The organism is Anaerostipes hadrus ATCC 29173 = JCM 17467 (assembly GCF_030296915.1).
Lineage (GTDB): Bacteria > Bacillota > Clostridia > Lachnospirales > Lachnospiraceae > Anaerostipes > Anaerostipes hadrus.
This window is the reverse complement of the sequence record NZ_AP028031.1, coordinates 671,089-689,086: the sequence shown is the minus strand read 5'-3', so window position 1 is coordinate 689,086 and position 17,998 is coordinate 671,089. Positions and strand designations below refer to the sequence as shown.

15 protein-coding genes are annotated in these 17,998 nt (G+C 37.6%); 5 read left to right on the top strand and 10 right to left on the bottom strand.

Translation table 11 applies throughout. From position 1 onward, the window contains the following. Positions 1-8: 8 nt before the first annotated feature. On the top strand, positions 9-836 hold the full coding sequence (locus tag QUE18_RS03250; protein ID WP_242852740.1) for an HAD family hydrolase: 828 nt from the start codon (positions 9-11) through the stop codon (positions 834-836). 205 nt (positions 837-1,041) lie between these two features. On the opposite strand, the gene QUE18_RS03245 is transcribed toward QUE18_RS03250, so the two are convergent. Next, entirely contained in the window at positions 1,042-2,403 is a 1,362-nt protein-coding gene (locus QUE18_RS03245; RefSeq protein ID WP_008394326.1) for a citrate/2-methylcitrate synthase, read from the bottom strand. A gap of 156 nt (positions 2,404-2,559) precedes the next feature. Here QUE18_RS03245 and QUE18_RS03240 point away from each other — a divergent pair, with 156 nt between their 5' ends. Together QUE18_RS03240 and QUE18_RS03235 are read left to right on the top strand one after the other, a co-directional pair. Further along, positions 2,560-2,982 carry a MarR family winged helix-turn-helix transcriptional regulator gene (locus QUE18_RS03240; protein ID WP_022091496.1) on the top strand — a complete coding sequence of 141 codons (423 nt, stop codon included), beginning with the start codon at positions 2,560-2,562 and terminating at the stop codon, positions 2,980-2,982. A gap of 13 nt (positions 2,983-2,995) precedes the next feature. Next, on the top strand, positions 2,996-3,541 hold the full coding sequence (locus QUE18_RS03235) for a PHP domain-containing protein (RefSeq protein WP_331489811.1): 546 nt from the start codon (positions 2,996-2,998) through the stop codon (positions 3,539-3,541). Positions 3,542-3,648: 107 nt separating this feature from the next. On the opposite strand, the gene QUE18_RS03230 is transcribed toward QUE18_RS03235, so the two are convergent. Together QUE18_RS03230 and QUE18_RS03225 are read right to left on the bottom strand one after the other, a co-directional pair. Further along, positions 3,649-5,049, bottom strand: a complete 1,401-nt coding sequence (locus QUE18_RS03230) for an NAD(P)/FAD-dependent oxidoreductase (RefSeq protein WP_009204145.1) — start codon at positions 5,047-5,049, stop codon at positions 3,649-3,651. Further along, positions 5,046-5,558: a GNAT family N-acetyltransferase gene (locus tag QUE18_RS03225; protein WP_009204146.1), complete on the bottom strand. Its 513-nt coding sequence runs from the start codon at positions 5,556-5,558 to the stop codon at positions 5,046-5,048. The genes QUE18_RS03230 and QUE18_RS03225 overlap by 4 nt, the downstream gene beginning before the upstream one ends. A 148-nt stretch (positions 5,559-5,706) precedes the next feature. On the opposite strand from QUE18_RS03225, the gene QUE18_RS03220 reads away from it, so the two are divergent. Further along, positions 5,707-7,182, top strand: coding sequence for a TRM11 family SAM-dependent methyltransferase (locus QUE18_RS03220; protein WP_009204147.1), 1,476 nt, complete (start codon positions 5,707-5,709; stop codon positions 7,180-7,182). Between the two features lie 70 nt (positions 7,183-7,252). On the opposite strand, the gene QUE18_RS03215 is transcribed toward QUE18_RS03220, so the two are convergent. The 5 genes from QUE18_RS03215 to QUE18_RS03195 all read right to left on the bottom strand — a co-directional run bounded on the left by QUE18_RS03215 (position 7,253) and on the right by QUE18_RS03195 (position 12,342). Further along, a complete protein-coding gene (locus QUE18_RS03215; protein ID WP_009204148.1) occupies positions 7,253-8,194 on the bottom strand; it encodes an alpha/beta hydrolase in 942 nt (313 codons plus the stop codon). 30 nt (positions 8,195-8,224) lie between these two features. After that, positions 8,225-8,653 (bottom strand): 2-thiouracil desulfurase family protein, encoded by a 429-nt coding sequence (locus tag QUE18_RS03210; RefSeq protein ID WP_009204149.1) that lies wholly within the window; start codon positions 8,651-8,653, stop codon positions 8,225-8,227. Positions 8,654-8,668: 15 nt separating this feature from the next. Next, the gene (locus tag QUE18_RS03205; protein WP_009204150.1) at positions 8,669-9,100 is read right to left on the bottom strand and encodes a GNAT family N-acetyltransferase; all 432 of its coding nucleotides are present in this window, start codon (positions 9,098-9,100) and stop codon (positions 8,669-8,671) included. A gap of 129 nt (positions 9,101-9,229) precedes the next feature. After that, positions 9,230-10,975 carry an aspartate--tRNA ligase gene (gene aspS / locus QUE18_RS03200; RefSeq protein WP_009264700.1) on the bottom strand — a complete coding sequence of 582 codons (1,746 nt, stop codon included), beginning with the start codon at positions 10,973-10,975 and terminating at the stop codon, positions 9,230-9,232. Between the two features lie 428 nt (positions 10,976-11,403). Continuing rightward, a complete protein-coding gene (locus QUE18_RS03195) occupies positions 11,404-12,342 on the bottom strand; it encodes a tRNA dihydrouridine synthase (protein WP_009204151.1) in 939 nt (312 codons plus the stop codon). A gap of 203 nt (positions 12,343-12,545) precedes the next feature. Between QUE18_RS03195 and QUE18_RS03190 the strand changes: the two genes are divergently transcribed. Further along, positions 12,546-13,412, top strand: a complete 867-nt coding sequence (locus QUE18_RS03190) for a phosphoribosylaminoimidazolesuccinocarboxamide synthase (RefSeq protein WP_008394307.1) — start codon at positions 12,546-12,548, stop codon at positions 13,410-13,412. Positions 13,413-13,968: 556 nt separating this feature from the next. Here the strand turns inward: QUE18_RS03190 and QUE18_RS03185 are convergent. Both QUE18_RS03185 and QUE18_RS03180 read right to left on the bottom strand, forming a co-directional pair. Further along, positions 13,969-15,087 (bottom strand): IS110 family RNA-guided transposase, encoded by a 1,119-nt coding sequence (locus tag QUE18_RS03185; protein ID WP_044925645.1) that lies wholly within the window; start codon positions 15,085-15,087, stop codon positions 13,969-13,971. A gap of 750 nt (positions 15,088-15,837) precedes the next feature. Next, positions 15,838-17,934, bottom strand: coding sequence for a glycogen debranching protein (locus QUE18_RS03180; protein WP_009203901.1), 2,097 nt, complete (start codon positions 17,932-17,934; stop codon positions 15,838-15,840). Positions 17,935-17,998 lie beyond the last annotated feature (64 nt).

Below are 17,998 nucleotides of genomic sequence, written 5' to 3'. Positions count from 1 at the left end.
GGTTTCTTATGAATATAAAATGTATTGCACTTGATCTTGACCGTACAACATTAAATGCAAGTGGACGGCTTTCTGACGGAAATTATAATGCTTTATGTCATGCAATTGAAAATGGTGTTCACATTGTGATCGCAAGTGGACGTTCTTTTGATACGCTGCCTAAAGATGTTCTTGCTGTGCCTGGAATTGAATATGCAATTACTTCTAATGGTGCTGCCATTTACCATATTCCTACAAGCACCTGTCTTCATGAATATAAGATGACACCTGCTTCCGTTGAATGTATAATTCAGATTGCTAAACAGCATGAGACTGCCCTTGAAGTTTTTATTGATGGCAAAGCTTATGCCCTGAAAGCTTATGTGGAAGATCCTGTTTCCTATAGTACAACTCCACAAGCAATTCCTTACATCCAATCTACAAGAATTCCTATTGATGATATTATTTCTTTTATTCGAGAACATATTGATCATATTGACAGTATGGATATTGTTGTCTCTGGCGAGCAGCAAAAGCAGCTCATTTGGAATGAACTTAAATATAATTGTGATGAGATCTATATTACTTCTTCTGTTTCGCAGCTGATCGAGATTTCTCATAAAGATGCCGGAAAACATTCCGGACTTCGTTTTATTCGGGAATATTTGAATCTAAAACCTGGAGAAACCGCTGCCTTTGGTGATGGTGATAATGACATTGATCTGTTAAAAGAAGCTGGTATCGGAATTGCCATGGAAAATGCTTCTTCAAAATGTAAGGATGCTGCGACCTTTATCACAAAACATCATGACAAGGACGGAGTTGCATATGGAATCACTGAATTTCTCAAAATATGACCAAAAAACATAAATTCATCATTTTTTAGACACAATTCTTTCACATTTACTGAGTATACTAAAACCATAGCAAGTAACAAACAAACTTACTTAGCTAAAACTTTTTTTCATACTTTTTCATAATACCGGAGACCCTCCTCGTCTCCGGTTTTCCTCATTTTATAAGCTTATATTTTTGCATAAAAAAAGAGGGAATCCCTCTTTTTTATCGATCTTCCATCTCAATATATTCTTTCTCATCTTGTACACTCTGATACGCAGGACGAATGATCTTATCCACATTTGTTAATTCTTCCAAACGATGGGCACTCCATCCAACGATTCTTGCCATCGCAAAGATCGGTGTGAACAATTCCAATGGGATATCTAACATACTATACACAAATCCACTGTAGAAATCGACATTTGCACTGACCCCTTTGTAGATTTTTCGTTCATCTGCGATTACTTTTGGTGCCAATGTTTCAATCATAGAATAGAGTTCGAAATCTTTTTCTCTTTCTTTTGCAAGGGCCAGTTTCTTTACAAAAGCTTTGAAAATCTGCGCTCTTGGATCTGAAATACTATATACTGCATGCCCCATTCCATAGATCAGTCCTTTTTGGTCAAATGCTTCTTTGTGCAGCAGTTTTCTTAAGTATTCTTCTACCTGACTTTCATCACTGATATCATCCACATTTTTTCTTAAATCCTGCATCATCTCAACAACTTTGATATTCGCTCCTCCATGTTTGGGACCTTTCAATGATGAAAGTGCAGCTGCGATCACTGAATATGTATCTGATCCTGAAGATGTCACGACATGGGTTGTAAATGTTGAGTTATTTCCTCCTCCATGTTCCATATGAAGAACGAGTGCAATATCTAACACTCTGGCTTCCAATTCTGTATAAGATTTGTCTGGACGCAGCATTCTTAAAATATTTTCTGCCATGGAACAGTTTGGATCTGGACGATGGATGTACAGGCTGTCATCATTGACGTAATGATTGTAACCATGATATCCATAAACTGCCATCATCGGCAAAACACTGATCAACATCAGACATTGTCTTAATACATTTTCCATAGAAATATCAGATGCTTTATCATCATACGATGCCAGTGTTAAAATGCTCTTTGTCAACGTATTCATAATGTCTTTCGATGGTGCCTTTAAAATAACATCTCTTGTGAAATTCTTTGGAAGTGTCATACTCTGTGCCAAAATTTCTCTGAATTCTTTCAATTGTTTTTCATCCGGCAGTTTTCCAAATAGTAAAAGATAGGTGATTTCTTCAAATCCAAATTCGCCTCTCTTCATAAATCCATCGACTAATTCATATATATTATATCCTCTATAAAATAACTTTCCTTCACAAGGTACTTTCTCTCCATTGATCATCTCACTGGATTGAATACAGGATATATTCGTAAGACCTGCAAGAACGCCGACTCCATCGACATCTCTGAGTCCTCGTTTCACTCCCAGCTCTTTGTACAGATCTTTCTCTATCTCACAATTATCATGGCAGACTTTCGCCTGGCGTGTCAGAAAATCCTGCATCTGTGTTGTTGTTTCACTCATAGGTTACCTCCTTTGATCAAGGTCATTTTATAGTGTTTCTCCTATTTTATCTTTTTATTTGACTTTTGTCAAATATTGATTTTTGTTGATTATTGATTTTTATTCATAAAGTGGTATACTTTTAGTTAGAAAAACATCGAAAGAGAGGGATTTACATTGAATGATGTTTCTGCACTTTTTGAAATTTTTCCAATCTGTCAGAAATTTCTTTTAAACACGATCGACATACCTTCCATGGATCTTACCAAAACACAGATTCTTATCTTATTTGCACTGTCTGGAGGTCGTTCATTGAATATGTCACAGTTATCTTCTTATCTGGCATCATCTAAGGAACAGGCTACAAGAGCCGTTTCTCCACTTGTGAAGGATGAGTATGTCACACGTTTTAGAAGTGATGAAAACAGAAAAATGGTTTATGTAAAACTCACAGAGAAAGGAAACCAGCTGATCCTTCAGGAAAAAGCGCTTGTCAAAGAATACCTTTCCAAACGTTTTGAATCACTGTCAAAAGAAGATCAGGAATTATTTCATCAGTCATTATCTAATATTTTAACGATCTTAAAGAAAATGGAATAAATATTTTGGAGGTATTTTTTATATAAAAGCAGACTTACATTGTCACACCGTTTTATCGGATGGTGCTATGCGTGTTGACCAGATCATTCCTTATGCGAAACGTATCGGCCTTGATTATATTGCAATCTCTGACCACGAATCAACACATTCCATTCCGGAAGCTGTAAGACTTGGGAAAGAGCTTGGTGTTCATGCGATTCCTGCCGTCGAGGCAAACGCATGGCATGAGGAGACACAGACGAATGTTCATATTTTATGTTATTATCCGATTGACACTGACCGGCTTCAGCATTCTTTAAGCAAAGACTTAAAGAAATTATCCGATGCTGTCACAAAATCTTATCAGTCATTGATGGATGAATATCCGATCACGATGGATCAGCTTTATGAAGTATCCAAAGAAAGTACTGGTGTATACTACACACATATCATGCAGGTTCTTTCCATGATGGGATATACTGGAACTTTATGTCCTAAAGAAGGACTTCATCGATTGATCCTTGCAGGAGAGCAGGCGAACAAAGCTTTCTATGAAAAACATCCTAAATTCAAAAAATAATTTTTTTATAAGGAAGAATCATTCTTTGCAGGATTCTCAAACAGAAAAATCCCTAATGGTTTAGAAACCTGTCAGGGATTTTTGTTTTAATATTTTTATTTGATATTTTATTTATTTAAGATACTCTTCGCAACGCTTAATCCATTCGCAGATGCCTGCTGTAATCCTCTTGTTACAGATGCTCCGTCACCGATTGCGCGTAGTCCTTTGATATTAGTTTCAAAGTCTTTGTTTGTTAAGATCTTATTTGAATAGAATTTAACTTCTACACCGTAAAGAAGTGTCTCATCACTTGCCATACCTGGTGTTACTTCATCTAATGCATAGATCATCTCTTCGATGTCTTTCATGATTCGATATGGGAATACAAGTGAAAGATCTCCTGGAACAGCATCTTTTAATGTCGGTGTAATGTTATTTCTTACCAGACGTTCTTCGGTTGTTCTTCTTCCTCTCACAAAATCTCCAAATCTCTGTACTAAGATCTTGCCATCACAAAGCATATTGCTTAACTGTGCGATATGTTTTCCATATTGAATCGGCTCTTTAAATGGTTTTGTAAAGTTCTTAGATACTAGTAATGCAAAGTTTGTGTTGTTTGTCTTGTATTCGTCTGCTTTGTATGCATGACCATTTACCACTGCCAGACCATTTTCATAATATTCTGTTGCTACTTCCCCCGATGGATTGCTGCAGAATACGCGGACTTTATCGTCGAATGTTGGCGTGTAATAAACAAGTTTTGCTTCATAAAGACTTTTATTTAATTCTTCCATGATCTCGTCTCGAACTTCTACACGGACTCCGACATCAACGGTTCCTACCTGTGTTTCAATGTCGTATTTTCTACAGATTCCGCTTAGCCATTCAGATCCTTCTCGTCCTACGGCTGCTACGATCTCATCGGCTGTATATGTCTCACCTTTGTCTGTGACAACACCCTTTGCAACCCCATCTTCAATGATGATATCTTTGACCATGGTATCAAAGATCATATCAACACCTTCATTTAATAAATGTTCCTGAAGTCTTGAGTAGATCTTGTACCCTTCTTCTGTTCCCAAATGTCTAATCGGACATTCGATCAGCTTCAAGTTCGCCTGAATTGCTTTCTTACGGATGCTTGCAATCTCTTCCGCTTCATCAATTCCGTATACTTTCTCATCAGCTCCGAATTTTAAATAAATGTCATCGGATTCTTTTAATAATTCGATCGTTCTGTCATATCCTAATATCTCTGGAAGGTTCCCTCCTACATCTGGAGATAAAGATAATTTACCGTCAGAAAATGCTCCAGCTCCGGCAAATCCTGTTGTGATAGAGCATGGTTTACATCCAACACATACCTTTGTATTTCGTTTTGGACAGGCTCTTCTTTCGATCCTTCGTCCCTTTTCGATCATAAGAACTTTCATATCTGGCTTATTTCTCTTTAATTCATAAGCACAAAATATAGCAGAAGGTCCTGCTCCGATCATAATAACATCATACTGATCACTCATAGTCATTTCTCCTTTTCCATGATGATACGTTGCATACCACCATATTTTGACATTTGTCTTGCTTCCCTGTAACCTGCTTTGACAAAGTTTGTCCGACTGTAGATATTATCCGGATGAACGGTTCCAAGGAAGTATTCATATATCGTGTCTTCTAATTGTTTCTCTGCCTCTTTGAAAAATCTTCTCTGAAGCCCCAAACCTCTTGCTTTACTTGTCACAACTGCGTAGTCCATATGTGCAACTTTGTGTATCTTATGATCGTCATAATTCAGATCATATCCAAGATTATGTTTTGACTCTCCCGGAAGATCGACAATAAAAAAGCCCAAGATCTCATTGTTACTTGATAAAGCCTTCAATGTAAATCCCCGGTCGCTTATGTGTTCTTCTATATATTGTCTGTTATCTGGCAGAAACCAATCGGAAACCTTCACAGTATCCACTGCTTCTTGCATCAATTGCATGATCACATCGACATCTGCCTGCTCTGCTCTCTTGATCGTTATATGTTTCATATACTTCCTTACCTATTATTCCCTTGGTTACGTATTATTATAGCATGATTTTCACTTTTTTTGCAAAAATTATTTCAATAAGGTATACTGTTTTTATAGTTTTTAAGGACTTTTCCTTATACACATTATTTAGAAAAGGAATGTATATATGATCAATCGTTTATGTAAAAGATTAAATCAAAATATCGAAGTACGTCAGTCTTTAAGTTCCCTGCGTCAGGAGATCAAAGATTCTTCTAAAAGAGAGCTTTTGTTGTCTTGGATCCATGATGGTGATCTGGACTTATCCGTATTTTTAGAAAATGAAGATGCAAAAACAAGAAAAAATGCTGCTCTTTTGATCGGTGATCTGGCACTTTCTTCTGAAAGCGATGCTGTATTTCATGCTTATCAGACAGAAGATACACGTTTTGCAAAAGAGGCTTATTTAACTGCTTTAAAATCTTTAAATGCGGCTCCTTATGTAGATGTTTTCCGAAAACGTTATGAAGAATTATCTCTTTATGAAGCTTCTGACGATGAGAAAAAGCATGTAGAACATGAACTTCATGCACTTTCTGAACTGATCAATACTATCGAACCATTTAAGAAGCATAGATTTTTAGGCGGCCGCCAGACATTTCATTGTATTTTCCGCACTAACCCATTACACCCGGAAATTACTGCTGCCTTGATGGAAGAATCTTCAGCTGCTTCTTCAAAAATGGGCGTGCGTGTAAAGACAAATCATCTGAATCGTTTATTACCGATCCGCACATACAATGAATTGTTATTTCAGATTCCAGGCATGGTTTCATGTAAACCTGATGCTGATGTTGCTGCATCCGTGATCGCTGGTTCGAATTTAATGGCATTATTAGAAAATACTCATGAAGGGGATTTTCCTTTTTATTTCCGAATCGGAGTGAAAAGCCGTATGGCACTTTCTGAACGTTCCAAATTTGCGAAGAAAGTTGCTTCGAAATTAGAAGAGCTGACAGCACATAAATTAAGAAATTCTACGTCTCATTATGAATTTGAGATCCGTATGATAGAAGGTAAATCTGGGGATTATTATTTATTAGTGAAATTAAATACGATCGTTGATCGTCGTTTTAGTTACCGCGAGGAGTTCATTCCAACAAGTATCAAACCAGTCAATGCTGCTTTGCTTGTGGAACTTGCCAAAGATTACATGATCCCAGATGCGCAGATTCTTGATCCTTTCTGTGGGGTTGGTACGATGCTGATCGAGCGTCAGAAGGTTGTAAAAGGGAATACTTCTTATGGTATCGATCATTCTCCAGAAGCCATTGAGAAAGCGATCTATAACACAAATCTTGCAGACCAGATCGTTCATTATATCAATAAGGATTGTTTTACATTTACCCATGACTATCCTTTTGATGAAATCTTTACGGAGATGCCTTATGCGACTGGCCAGAAGACAGAAGCGGAGATTCGTGAGGTTTATGAGAAGTTCTTTCCATTTGCCAAAAGAGTTCTTGGACCTGAAGGAACAATCATTATGTATACAAGAAACCGTGAATATGTAAAACAGTTCGCTGTAAAATCCAATTTTAGAATTCTGAAAGAAATCAAGATCACACAGCGGCCGGAAAGTTATCTTATAATCTTAAAATAGGTTTTTTTAGGAAATTTATAATACAAGAACCATTCTGTAACATCATTTATACGGAATGGTTCTTCTTATTTTAGATCGTCTTATATTTATTTATGAAATTTTTGATTCTTCGTTTTCCCTCTTCCATATCTTTTGAAAATGCTAGTGCGTGTCCTGCTCCTGAAACAATATAGAGTTCTTTCTTTGATGCACAGGCTTCATAATTTTTGATTGTCATACACATCGGAACGTAATCGTCTGCATCTCCATGGATAAACAACACTGGAATCTTGTTTCGTTTCATGATTTCTGGGATGCTGACTTCTTTCAATCCAAATCCTGCTACTACTTCACTGATCAAATCTACCATGTACATTAATGGAAATGGTGGAAGATGAAATCTTTCTTTGGCTACGTGTTTGATGATATCCCATGGAGAAGTGAATCCGCAGTCAGCAATAATTCCTTTTACATTGTCTGGAAGGTCCAGATCTGCTGCCATTAAGGTTGTAGCACACCCCATAGAAATTCCACATAGAAAAATATCTTTGTTCTTGGCTGCCAGATGCCGATTGGTATACAAAATCCATCGTTTGAGATCATGGCGTTCTTTCACTCCATAAGTAATATAGCGTCCTTCGCTTTTTCCGTGGCTTCTCTGCCATGGAAGAAGAATGCTGTATCCAAGATTCCATAGAAATCGGACTTCCGGTACGAATTCGATATCGTTTGTTGAATGGTAACCGTGCATGCAGATAATAGTTCCTTTGGTATTTTCTCTTGGGATGTAGGCTGCCCGTAGTGTTAGTCCGTCTTTTGATCTGATCTCTTTTAATTCTTGTTCTTGGTGTTCTTTTAGCCATTCTTGTTCTTTTAAAACGTAATCAAGATATGGTTTCCATTTTTCTTTTTTACGGACATCTGGCTGTTTTTTTCTTCGACAGATCGCATAATCGAAGACAGTAAATGCAGATGCACTGACAATAGTTCCTGTGATCGCTGTTGCGGTTAATAGTTTTTGTTTGTTGTTCATATTTGGATCCTCATTTTACTGTTCACTGTTTTATTCTGTGATATCTAAGGTTGTTTCCCCTGTGATTTTGATTCCATGTTCTTTTAATAATCTAGCTGTGATTCCGTCCCCATTGATCAGCGTGCCTGTAAATGTTCCATCATAGACTTTGCCACAGCCACAAGATGGACTTTTTTCTTTTAGGATCGCTGTGTGACAGTTATATAACTTTGCAATTTTTAGTGTCTCTTTGGCACCTTTTTGGTATTGTTTTGTAACATCTTTGCCATCTTTTGCGATAACTTTGTTTTGATGTATTTCTGCCGGAATTCTTGGTGTTGGCAGTCCTCCCATGATCTCTGGACAGACTGGAATTAGTTCATGGTCTTTTAGTAATTCTATGATTTTATCATTTTTGTTGTTTTTTCCGTTATATTTGCAATCGATTCCTAACAGGCAGGCACTGACTAATATTTTCATTAATTTTCCTTTCTTCTACAAAGCTAATTCAAATCCATAACAGCTTTTTTCAAATCCATAGTGTTCATAAAATCCGTGAGCTTGTACTCTTGGCAGTCCGGAGTCTAAAGTGATTGCTTTACATCCTCGTTCTTTTGCCAATTTCTTTGCATGATCTAATAATTTTACACCATATCCTTTACCTCGGTCTTCTTCGTTTGTGATCAAACTTGATACATAGCAGGTAAGCCCTGACATCCAGAAGGTCTGAAAATAATCTCCATGGCAGAATCCATGAAAAGTTCCATCGTCTTCTATTGCCAAAAATGCAAAACTGTTTTCGTCTTGTAGTACTTTTTCGTAGACTTCTTTGGTTGTTTCATAGTCGTAGGTGTTGTAGTCCCAGAGTTTTTTGATGTATTCATAGGCTGTGTCAAAATCTTTGATTGTTACATTTTTGATCTTCATGTTGGTGTCCTTCTTTGATGTCTGTTTTTTATTATTGTAGCATGTAAAATTTTTTTGGTAAATAAAAAGACAGGAAGCTGACCTTCTTTGGTCTGTTTCCTGTCTTTTTTTTAATCTTATAATCTCTAATTAATCTCTAACCTTAATATGCACTTCACGAAGCTGCTGTTCTGTAATTTCGTTTGGTGCTCCGCACATCAGATCCTGTGCTGTTCCGCTCATTGGGAAAGCGATGATCTCTCGGATGTTCTCTTCGTTGCGAAGTAACATGATCATACGGTCTACTCCTGGTGCCATTCCTGCATGTGGTGGTGCACCGAACTGGAATGCATTGTATAATGCTCCAAATTTGTCTTTTAATGTTTCTTTGTCATATCCTGCGATGTCGAATGCTTTTTCCATGATCTCCATGTCATGGTTACGAACGGCTCCTGATGATAATTCTACTCCGTTACATACGATATCATACTGGTATGCTAAGATATCTAATGGATCTTTTTCATTTAATGCTTCTAATCCACCCTGTGGCATAGAGAATGGGTTATGTGTAAATCCTAATTTACCTGTTTCTTCATCGATTTCATACATTGGGAAATCATTGATGTAGCAGAAACGGTATGCGTCTTTTTCTAACAGGTCTAATCTGCTTCCTAATTCATTACGGATCTGTCCTGCATAGATGCAAGCAGCTTTTTCTGGTGCTGCGATGAAGAAGATCGTATCTCCTTCCTGTAATCCAGCCATTTCAGCTAATTCCATCTTCATATCATCTGGAATAAATTTATCAATTGGTCCTTTGTATTTCAGTTCTTCTTTGACTTCTAAGTATCCAAGTCCACCCATACCGATTGACTGAGCGAATTTTAACAGTTTTTCATGCTGTCCTTTGGAAAGTTTTGCATGAACATTGATCGCACGTACTGTCTGTCCATGGAATGGTTTGAATGTACATCTCTGGAAAAAGTCTGTCACATCGATGATTCTTAATGGGTTACGAAGGTCTGGTTTGTCACTACCAAACTGCAGCATTGCTTCTTTGTAGCTGAAGATTGGGTATGGTGCTTCTGTGATCACACTTCCTTCTGGTGCAAATTTCTTAAATGTCTCTGTTAATACTTCTTCTCCGATCTTGAAGACATCTTCCTGTGTTGCAAATGCCATCTCGAAGTCTAACTGATAGAATTCTCCTGGAGAACGGTCTGCACGAGCATCTTCATCTCTGAAGCATGGTGCGATCTGATAGTATTTGTCGATTCCAGATACCATCAGTAACTGTTTATACTGCTGTGGTGCCTGTGGTAATGCGTAAAATTTACCTTTGTATTTTCTTGAAGGCACTACGTAGTCACGAGCTCCTTCTGGTGATGATGCACAAAGGATCGGTGTCTGAACTTCTACGAATCCCATGTCTTCCATCTTTTCTCTTAAGAAACGGATGACTTTGGAACGGAATAAAATGTTATCTTTTACCTTTCTGTTTCTCATATCAAGGTAACGATATTTTAAACGAACATCTTCACGGATTTCTTTACTTGTTGCGATCTCGAATGGAAGATCTCTGTATACTTTTCCTAAGATATCGATCTTGTGTGCTTCTAATTCGATCGTTCCTGTAGGAATCTTAGGGTTAAATGTTTCTTCGTCTCTGTGCTGGATCACACCTTCTACAGATAAACATTCTTCTTTTCTTACATGGTCTAATAAACTTGTATCTCTTAATACAACCTGCATCACTCCATACATATCGCGTAAGTCGATAAATGATACTCCACCGTGGTCACGGATATTCTCTACCCATCCGGCGATCTTTAATTGTGCTCCGATGTCACCTTCAGAAATCTGGTCCATGGTTCTGGTACGGTACATGTCTGACATTTTCTTTTCTCCTTTTTCTTGTATTCTCTATCTTGCGTTCAGGCGGTTTTCTTAGTTCCCTGTCACCTTAAAATCAGGTACAAAAAAAGCCCGTCCTGAAATTGTTACTTCAGGACGAACTGTATATCTCTAGTCCGCGGTACCACCTGATTTACTGTCTTGCAGTCTCTCTTGTGTGCCGGTTAACGCCCAGCTTACGTCGCACCTACTGACAGGGTTTGAATCTTGTTCTATTCATGTTCTGCGTTCAGATTGATGCTCGGGAGTGTTCTTCGCATAAATTCACTTTGCAGGATTCTCACTATCGCCTACTCACTGGGAACGATAATTTATGGTACTTTTCTCCGTCTTTGCCTATTGAGTGATTATATTATATTGGGGCTTGTGTTGTCAATAGGCTTTCTATATGTATATTTAGATTTTTATTTTTATTTGATCAGTTCCTGATCATTAAATAACGCATTCACTGCCTGTTCGTAATTCTTTAACGTCTGAACTTTACGGATCTTCTTTGCGTATTTTTCGTGGTTTGTAAACATGACCGCTGCATTGTTCCAGAATTCTTTCATCTTATAGAGAACATTTTTGTCGCCGCTTAGGTAATCATGATATGCTTCATAAAGTGTATCATGCATTTTCAGTAATTCTCTTTTGGTCAGTTTCTGTCCATATTTGATTTCTCGTACAAGGGCTGGATTTCTTAACAGACCTCTTCCGATCATCACTGCATCTACATCTGGAAACCTTGTTGTGATATTGTCGTAGTCTTCTTTTGTTACGATATCTCCATTGTAGCAGAGTGGATTTTCGCTGTGGTTTACTGCATATTCAAAGACATCAAGGTGTGGTTTTCCTTTATAGAATTCCTGCTGTAGTCTTGGATGGATCGTTAGTTCATAGACTGGATGGCGGTTGTAGACGCTTAAGATTTCTTCAAATTCTTCTGTGTCTCTTAATCCGATTCTTGTTTTAATCGAGATCTTCATATCTAATGCTTCGAAGATCTCTGTAAGGAAATCATCTAATACTTCTGGTTCTCGCAGGAATCCTGAGCCTTTTTGTTTGGCTACAACGGTTCTTGACGGGCAGCCAAGATTTAAATTGACTTCATCGTATCCCAGTTCTTTTAATTCTTTTGCTGTTCTGATAAAATCTTCAGAACTTTTCGTTAAAATCTGTGGTACGATATGTAATCCTTCATTATGTTCCGGCAATACATCCTGAAATTCTCTTGTTTTGAATGTTCTTTTTCCATTTGGCATAATAAATGGTGTGTAGTATTTATCGATTTCTCCAAATAGTTGTTCGTAAATGTTTCGGTATAAGTAAATCGTGATACTTTCCATTGGGGCATAATAAAATTTCATAATAACGATCAGTTTCCTCCATTTAAATTATACTTCTTGACACTCATACCATTATATATGATTTACGAACCGAGGGCAAAATATATTACAAATACTGAAATCGCCAATCCAGACTTTATTTTTTCAACAATTGATGTTATATTAGTAAACAACGAGTGAAAATTTGAGAAACATTGATACAATTTATCAGCGAGGTATGAATAATGAAAGAAATGAAACCGATCAAAGAAGGTAAAGTTCGTGAGATTTATGACAATGGTGACAGCCTGATCATGGTTGCAACTGACCGTATCAGCTGCTTTGATGTCATCTTAAAGAATGATGTCACAAAGAAAGGAACTGTTTTAACACAGATGTCCAAATTCTGGTTTGACCTTACAAAAGACATCGTTCCTAACCATATGATCTCTGTTGATGTCAAAGATATGCCTGAATTCTTCCAACAGGAAAAATATGATGGAAACAGCATGATGTGTAAGAAACTTACTATGCTTCCAATCGAATGTATCGTTCGTGGATATATCACAGGAAGCGGTTGGGCAAGCTATCAGGAGAATGGTACAGTCTGCGGAATCAAACTTCCTGAAGGATTAAAAGAATCTGATAAACTTCCTGAACCAATCTACACACCATCTACAAAAGCAGAAATCGGTGATCATGATGAGAACATTTCTTTTGAAAGAAGTATTGAAGTTCTTGAGAAAGAATTCCCAGGTAAAGGACAGGAATACGCTGAACAGTTACGCGATAAGACGATCGCACTTTATAAGAAATGTGCTGATTATGCATTAGAACACGGAATCATCATCGCAGATACGAAATTTGAATTTGGTCTTGATGAAAACGGTAACATCGTCATCGGAGATGAAATGTTAACACCAGACAGCTCTCGTTTCTGGCCAGCAGACGAATACGAACCAGGTCATGGACAGCCATCCTTCGACAAACAGTTCGCCCGCGACTGGTTAAAGAGCAACGAACATGACTGGAAACTGCCTCAGGACATTGTTGATAAGACAATCGATAAATATTTCCAGGCTTATGAGATGCTTACTGGGAAAGATTTGTAAGTAGTATTTTGTTGTATGGAATATAAATAAAAGAAAAAGAAAGATCATGAATAAGCAAAGTGGCACTCCGCATTTTTGAAAGCGTTTTTTACAAATCGCTGGTCCGCGCCTGTTCCTTCGATAACTGATATGTAATGACTTTTGTCAATAGTAAATTAACAGAAATCACAACAAATGTTTATTTTATTGTTTCTGAAGACATCCAGAAAGAGTTCCGATGTATCAGTTCCCGGCATTGGCCACTCTGATATACGTGGATTGGTTACCGACAGGTCAATGGTCCGCCGCGAACTCTAGCTGTCTCACTGGCGTGGATCACAGATATTACTGCGCCAACAGAGTTATCTCGTAGATAGTTCAAACCTAAACATATTCGAAACTCTTTCGGGATGCCTTCAGTTGCAACTTTAATTACAGGCTGGATGATGTATGCGGCAGAGACCGGCTTACATCATCTTGATTATCATTTCTAGCACATCGATCAGTATGTCAAGACTACGCAGTACCGCCTTTGGCGGCTTGGTCTTGATATAGTGATCAATGTGCTATATTTATATCAGTAAATATTATCTGTCATCATTCCCCATATAAAACAAGCAAGCTCTCTTGCAACTGCTATTTTTGCAATATTATATTTTTTACCATCTTTCAGAACCATCTGGTAATAACGCCGTCTCAGACGTTCATTTGCCCTGTCTGCATAATTGATTATCTGCGGTGAATTTCCCGCCTGTCGTGATCTTAAGACTCTTGATTTATATCCGATCTTTCCACGGGTATAACTTTGTGCGGATTCTACCAACAGTCTGCGTACATGGGTGTTCCCTGCTTTTGTAATGCCAAGTCCGTTTCTGTCATCGCCACTGGAATGTTGTCCAGGTACCAATCCAAGATACCCTGCAAACTTTCGTGCAGATACAAAACGCTGAAAGTCTCCAACTTCAACAATTACAGATAACGCAGTATGTATCTTGATTCCTAGAAAACAGGTTAACTTACTGACAGATTCTTTATACTCTTCTTTGGATGCTAGTTCTTCAATCCTCTGATCCAGACGGTTCAGTTTATCTGTCAGGATTGTATAAGTCAGCAGATATTCATCAAGTATTTCTTTATAAAGACCCTCTGTTTTTAATGATCTCAGCCATTTCACATGTTTTGCTGTCCAGTTACCACTTCCATCATACTGATAACCCTGACGTAAACAGAAGGCAAGGATCTGTTGTTTAATCTTTTTCAATTCCGCTTTATGATCATCACGCATACGGATGAATTCTTTTGTCTGATTATCCATTTTCGTTGGAATATGTACCGGACTGTAATTGTGCTGTGCCAGAGATTTTGCAATGATCTCTGCATCTCTTTTATCAGTCTTAATCCTTCTTTTGCTGCGTTGTTCGAGCATTGTAGTTGGTGCAAGGATCACACATTCCACATTAAAATTTTCCAATTGATGATACAAAGAATACCCAAGGCATCCTGCTTCGTAGCCACACACAAATCTTGTATCTTCTCCATATATAGTGCGAAGAAATGCAAGATATCTTAATACATTCTTGTAACTGGCTGGTGTTCTCTGGTAATGAGATGCCTTTTCATCTTCATATTTGCAAGAACAAAGAGTAAAACTTTCCTTATGAACGTCCATTCCTACGTAAACTGTGTTATAATTCATATAATGACCTCCAATTTGTATGCGGTAATCCCTGTTACCATTGTTAGTTTCCAATTCATAGTATACAGGTAAATCCACGATCCTACAAACTTGGGGGTCATTACATATTGTCTCACTGGCTGCGAGCCAAAATGCCCGCAGCTACGTTCAAACAATCGACCACAGGACGCTGCGAATTTGTAAAAAACGCATTCAAAAAGTGCTCATATTGCCACTTTTGCTTATTCATGATCTTTCTTTTTCTTTTATTTATATCCCATACAACAGAACACTATTCAAATCTCCACACAGAGAATGTATGTTAAACGGTATTGGTTGATAATTTCAGTTATCGAAACCACTGGTAGGTGTGTATGTTTTACTGTATTGACAATAATAATATCTGTCTGCCACTACATAAATTGAAAACAATAACATTCAACATACACACCTACATAAGTTTTCCAATCTTATAATTGTCCTCACTTTAGACTTCTGGTATATGATAAAAACTAAATAAGCAACCGAAAGCGCAGCATTGGAATTTTGCCATATTTTGAACAAATTCGCAGCCCAATTGGACGAATGTCTGAGCGTCAAAGACTACTGGGTTCAGTAACTTTCAACGCGAGTTTTCGTAGGAAATTGGGCGGATCAGCGATTTGTTCAAAATGTGAGCAAAATTCCACCGCTGCGCTTTCGGTTGCTTATTTATTTTTTATCATATACTCAAAATCTACAGTTAGCCAACTACAAATTTAAAATTAAAATTTATCTTAAAATTTCTCGTCCAGTAAACACCACAATAGACCGAGGTTTCATCACATATTCACGATCAATGCGAATCTCTTCTCCTTCTTGATAGAAGTACTTTCCTTTCTCATCTCCATAAGTATCCACACTTAAGTACCATGCTCCATGATTTGCAAGGTTTGGAAGTGTAATCTTTACTTCTTCCCAATAAGCATTGACTGCTACATATACAAGATCGTCTTTTCCTTTTTTGCGGTCATATCCTGCAAAGCTTACTGCCAGTGTTTTTGCATTTTGTGGTACTTCCATACGTTCTGCATTAACATCGTGTGCATGCATTGCTTCCATTCCGCAAACTGCATTGTCCAGTTTCTTGCGGATAACTGGATGTTTTTTTCTGTAATCGATCATAAATTTAAAGAATTCAAATAAATCTTTATTCTTCTCTAATAAGCTCCAATCAATCCATGAGATTTCATTATCCTGACAGTAGCTGTTATTATTTCCAAACTTCGTATTTCCGAATTCATCGCCTGAGAAGAACATTGGCGTTCCACGGCTGCACATTAAGATAGCACAAGCATTTCTGATCATGCGGTAACGTAATTTGAGTACTTCCGGATCTTTTGTATCTCCTTCCATACCACAATTCCAGCTTCGATTGTCATTTGCCCCATCGGTATTGTTCCAACCATTTGCCTCATTATGTTTATTATTGTAAGAATAGAGATCATACATTGTAAATCCATCGTGACATGTGAGGAAGTTGATACAGGAATTGTATCCAGCGTAATTACTGTTTCCATCAGAGTAATATCCGCCATACAAGTCACCTGAACCACAAATTCTCCATGCAGCACTGTTAGCTTCCCAGAAATCACCTTTTAGATAGCCTCGCATCGTATCACGGTACTGTCCGTTCCATTCTGCCCATCGTTTGCTGGCTGGAAAGTTTCCTACCTGATATAATCCACCTGCATCCCATGCTTCTGCGATCAGTTTTACATTCCTTAAAAGTGGATCATAGGCCAGACTTTTTAGTAATGGTGGATTATTCATTGGCATTCCATCTTCATCTCGTCCAAGAATGCTTGCAAGATCAAATCGGAATCCATCTACACGATAATGAACCGTCCAATGTCTTAAACATTCAAGGATCATCTGCTGTACTACTGGATGGTTGCAATTTAGAGAATTCCCACATCCACTAAAATTATAATAATTACCTTCTGGAGTTAATAAATAGTAGATATTGTTGTCAAATCCCTTGAAACTGAAGAATGGTCCATTTTCATTTCCTTCTGCAGTGTGATTAAATACAACATCCAGAATAACTTCGATTCCATTTTCATGAAGTTCACGGATCAATTCTTTTAATTCCTTTCCTTCATTATTAACTTCCTCAGCAGCTGCATAACTAGCATTTGGTGAAAAAAAATCAACCGTATTATATCCCCAATATTCAACAAGTTGTTTCCCATCCACTTCTCTTGCGTTGATCATCTCGTCAAATTCAAAGATCGGCATCAATTCTACCGCATTGATCCCTAATTCTTTTAAATATGGGATCTTTTCTTTTAATCCTGCAAAAGTTCCTGGATGTTTGACTCCTGAGGATGAATGATTTGTAAATCCTCTGACATGTAACTCATAAATGATCAGATCACTCATCTCTCTGCTTGACTGTGGCTGTACACCCCAGTCAAAACTATCTCTTACAACTCTTGCATGATACGTTCTGGTTCTTTTATGTCCCCAGACTTCCTGTCCTGCAACAGCCTGAGCATACGGATCCAACAAAACTTTTGTTTTATCAAACAGTAATCCTTTTTGTTCATCATATGGTCCATCCACACGATAAGCATATTCAAAATCTTCAGATTTCAGATCATAAACAATCATAGAATAGACATCTCCGATCTTATATGATTCTGGAAATGGAATGATTGCATATGGTTCTTCTTCTCCTGGATGAAATAATAGCAGCTCACATGATGTTCCATTGCTTGTATGCACTGTAAAATTCACCCCACATGAAAATTCTAATGCTCCATTTAAATCAAAAAATCCTGGTCTTACTTTAAAACCATTAATTTCCATCATTGGATTTACCATTCTGACATCGTCTGTAATATAATCATTCAAAATATATCGTTTCAAAACTATCACCCGTTCTATC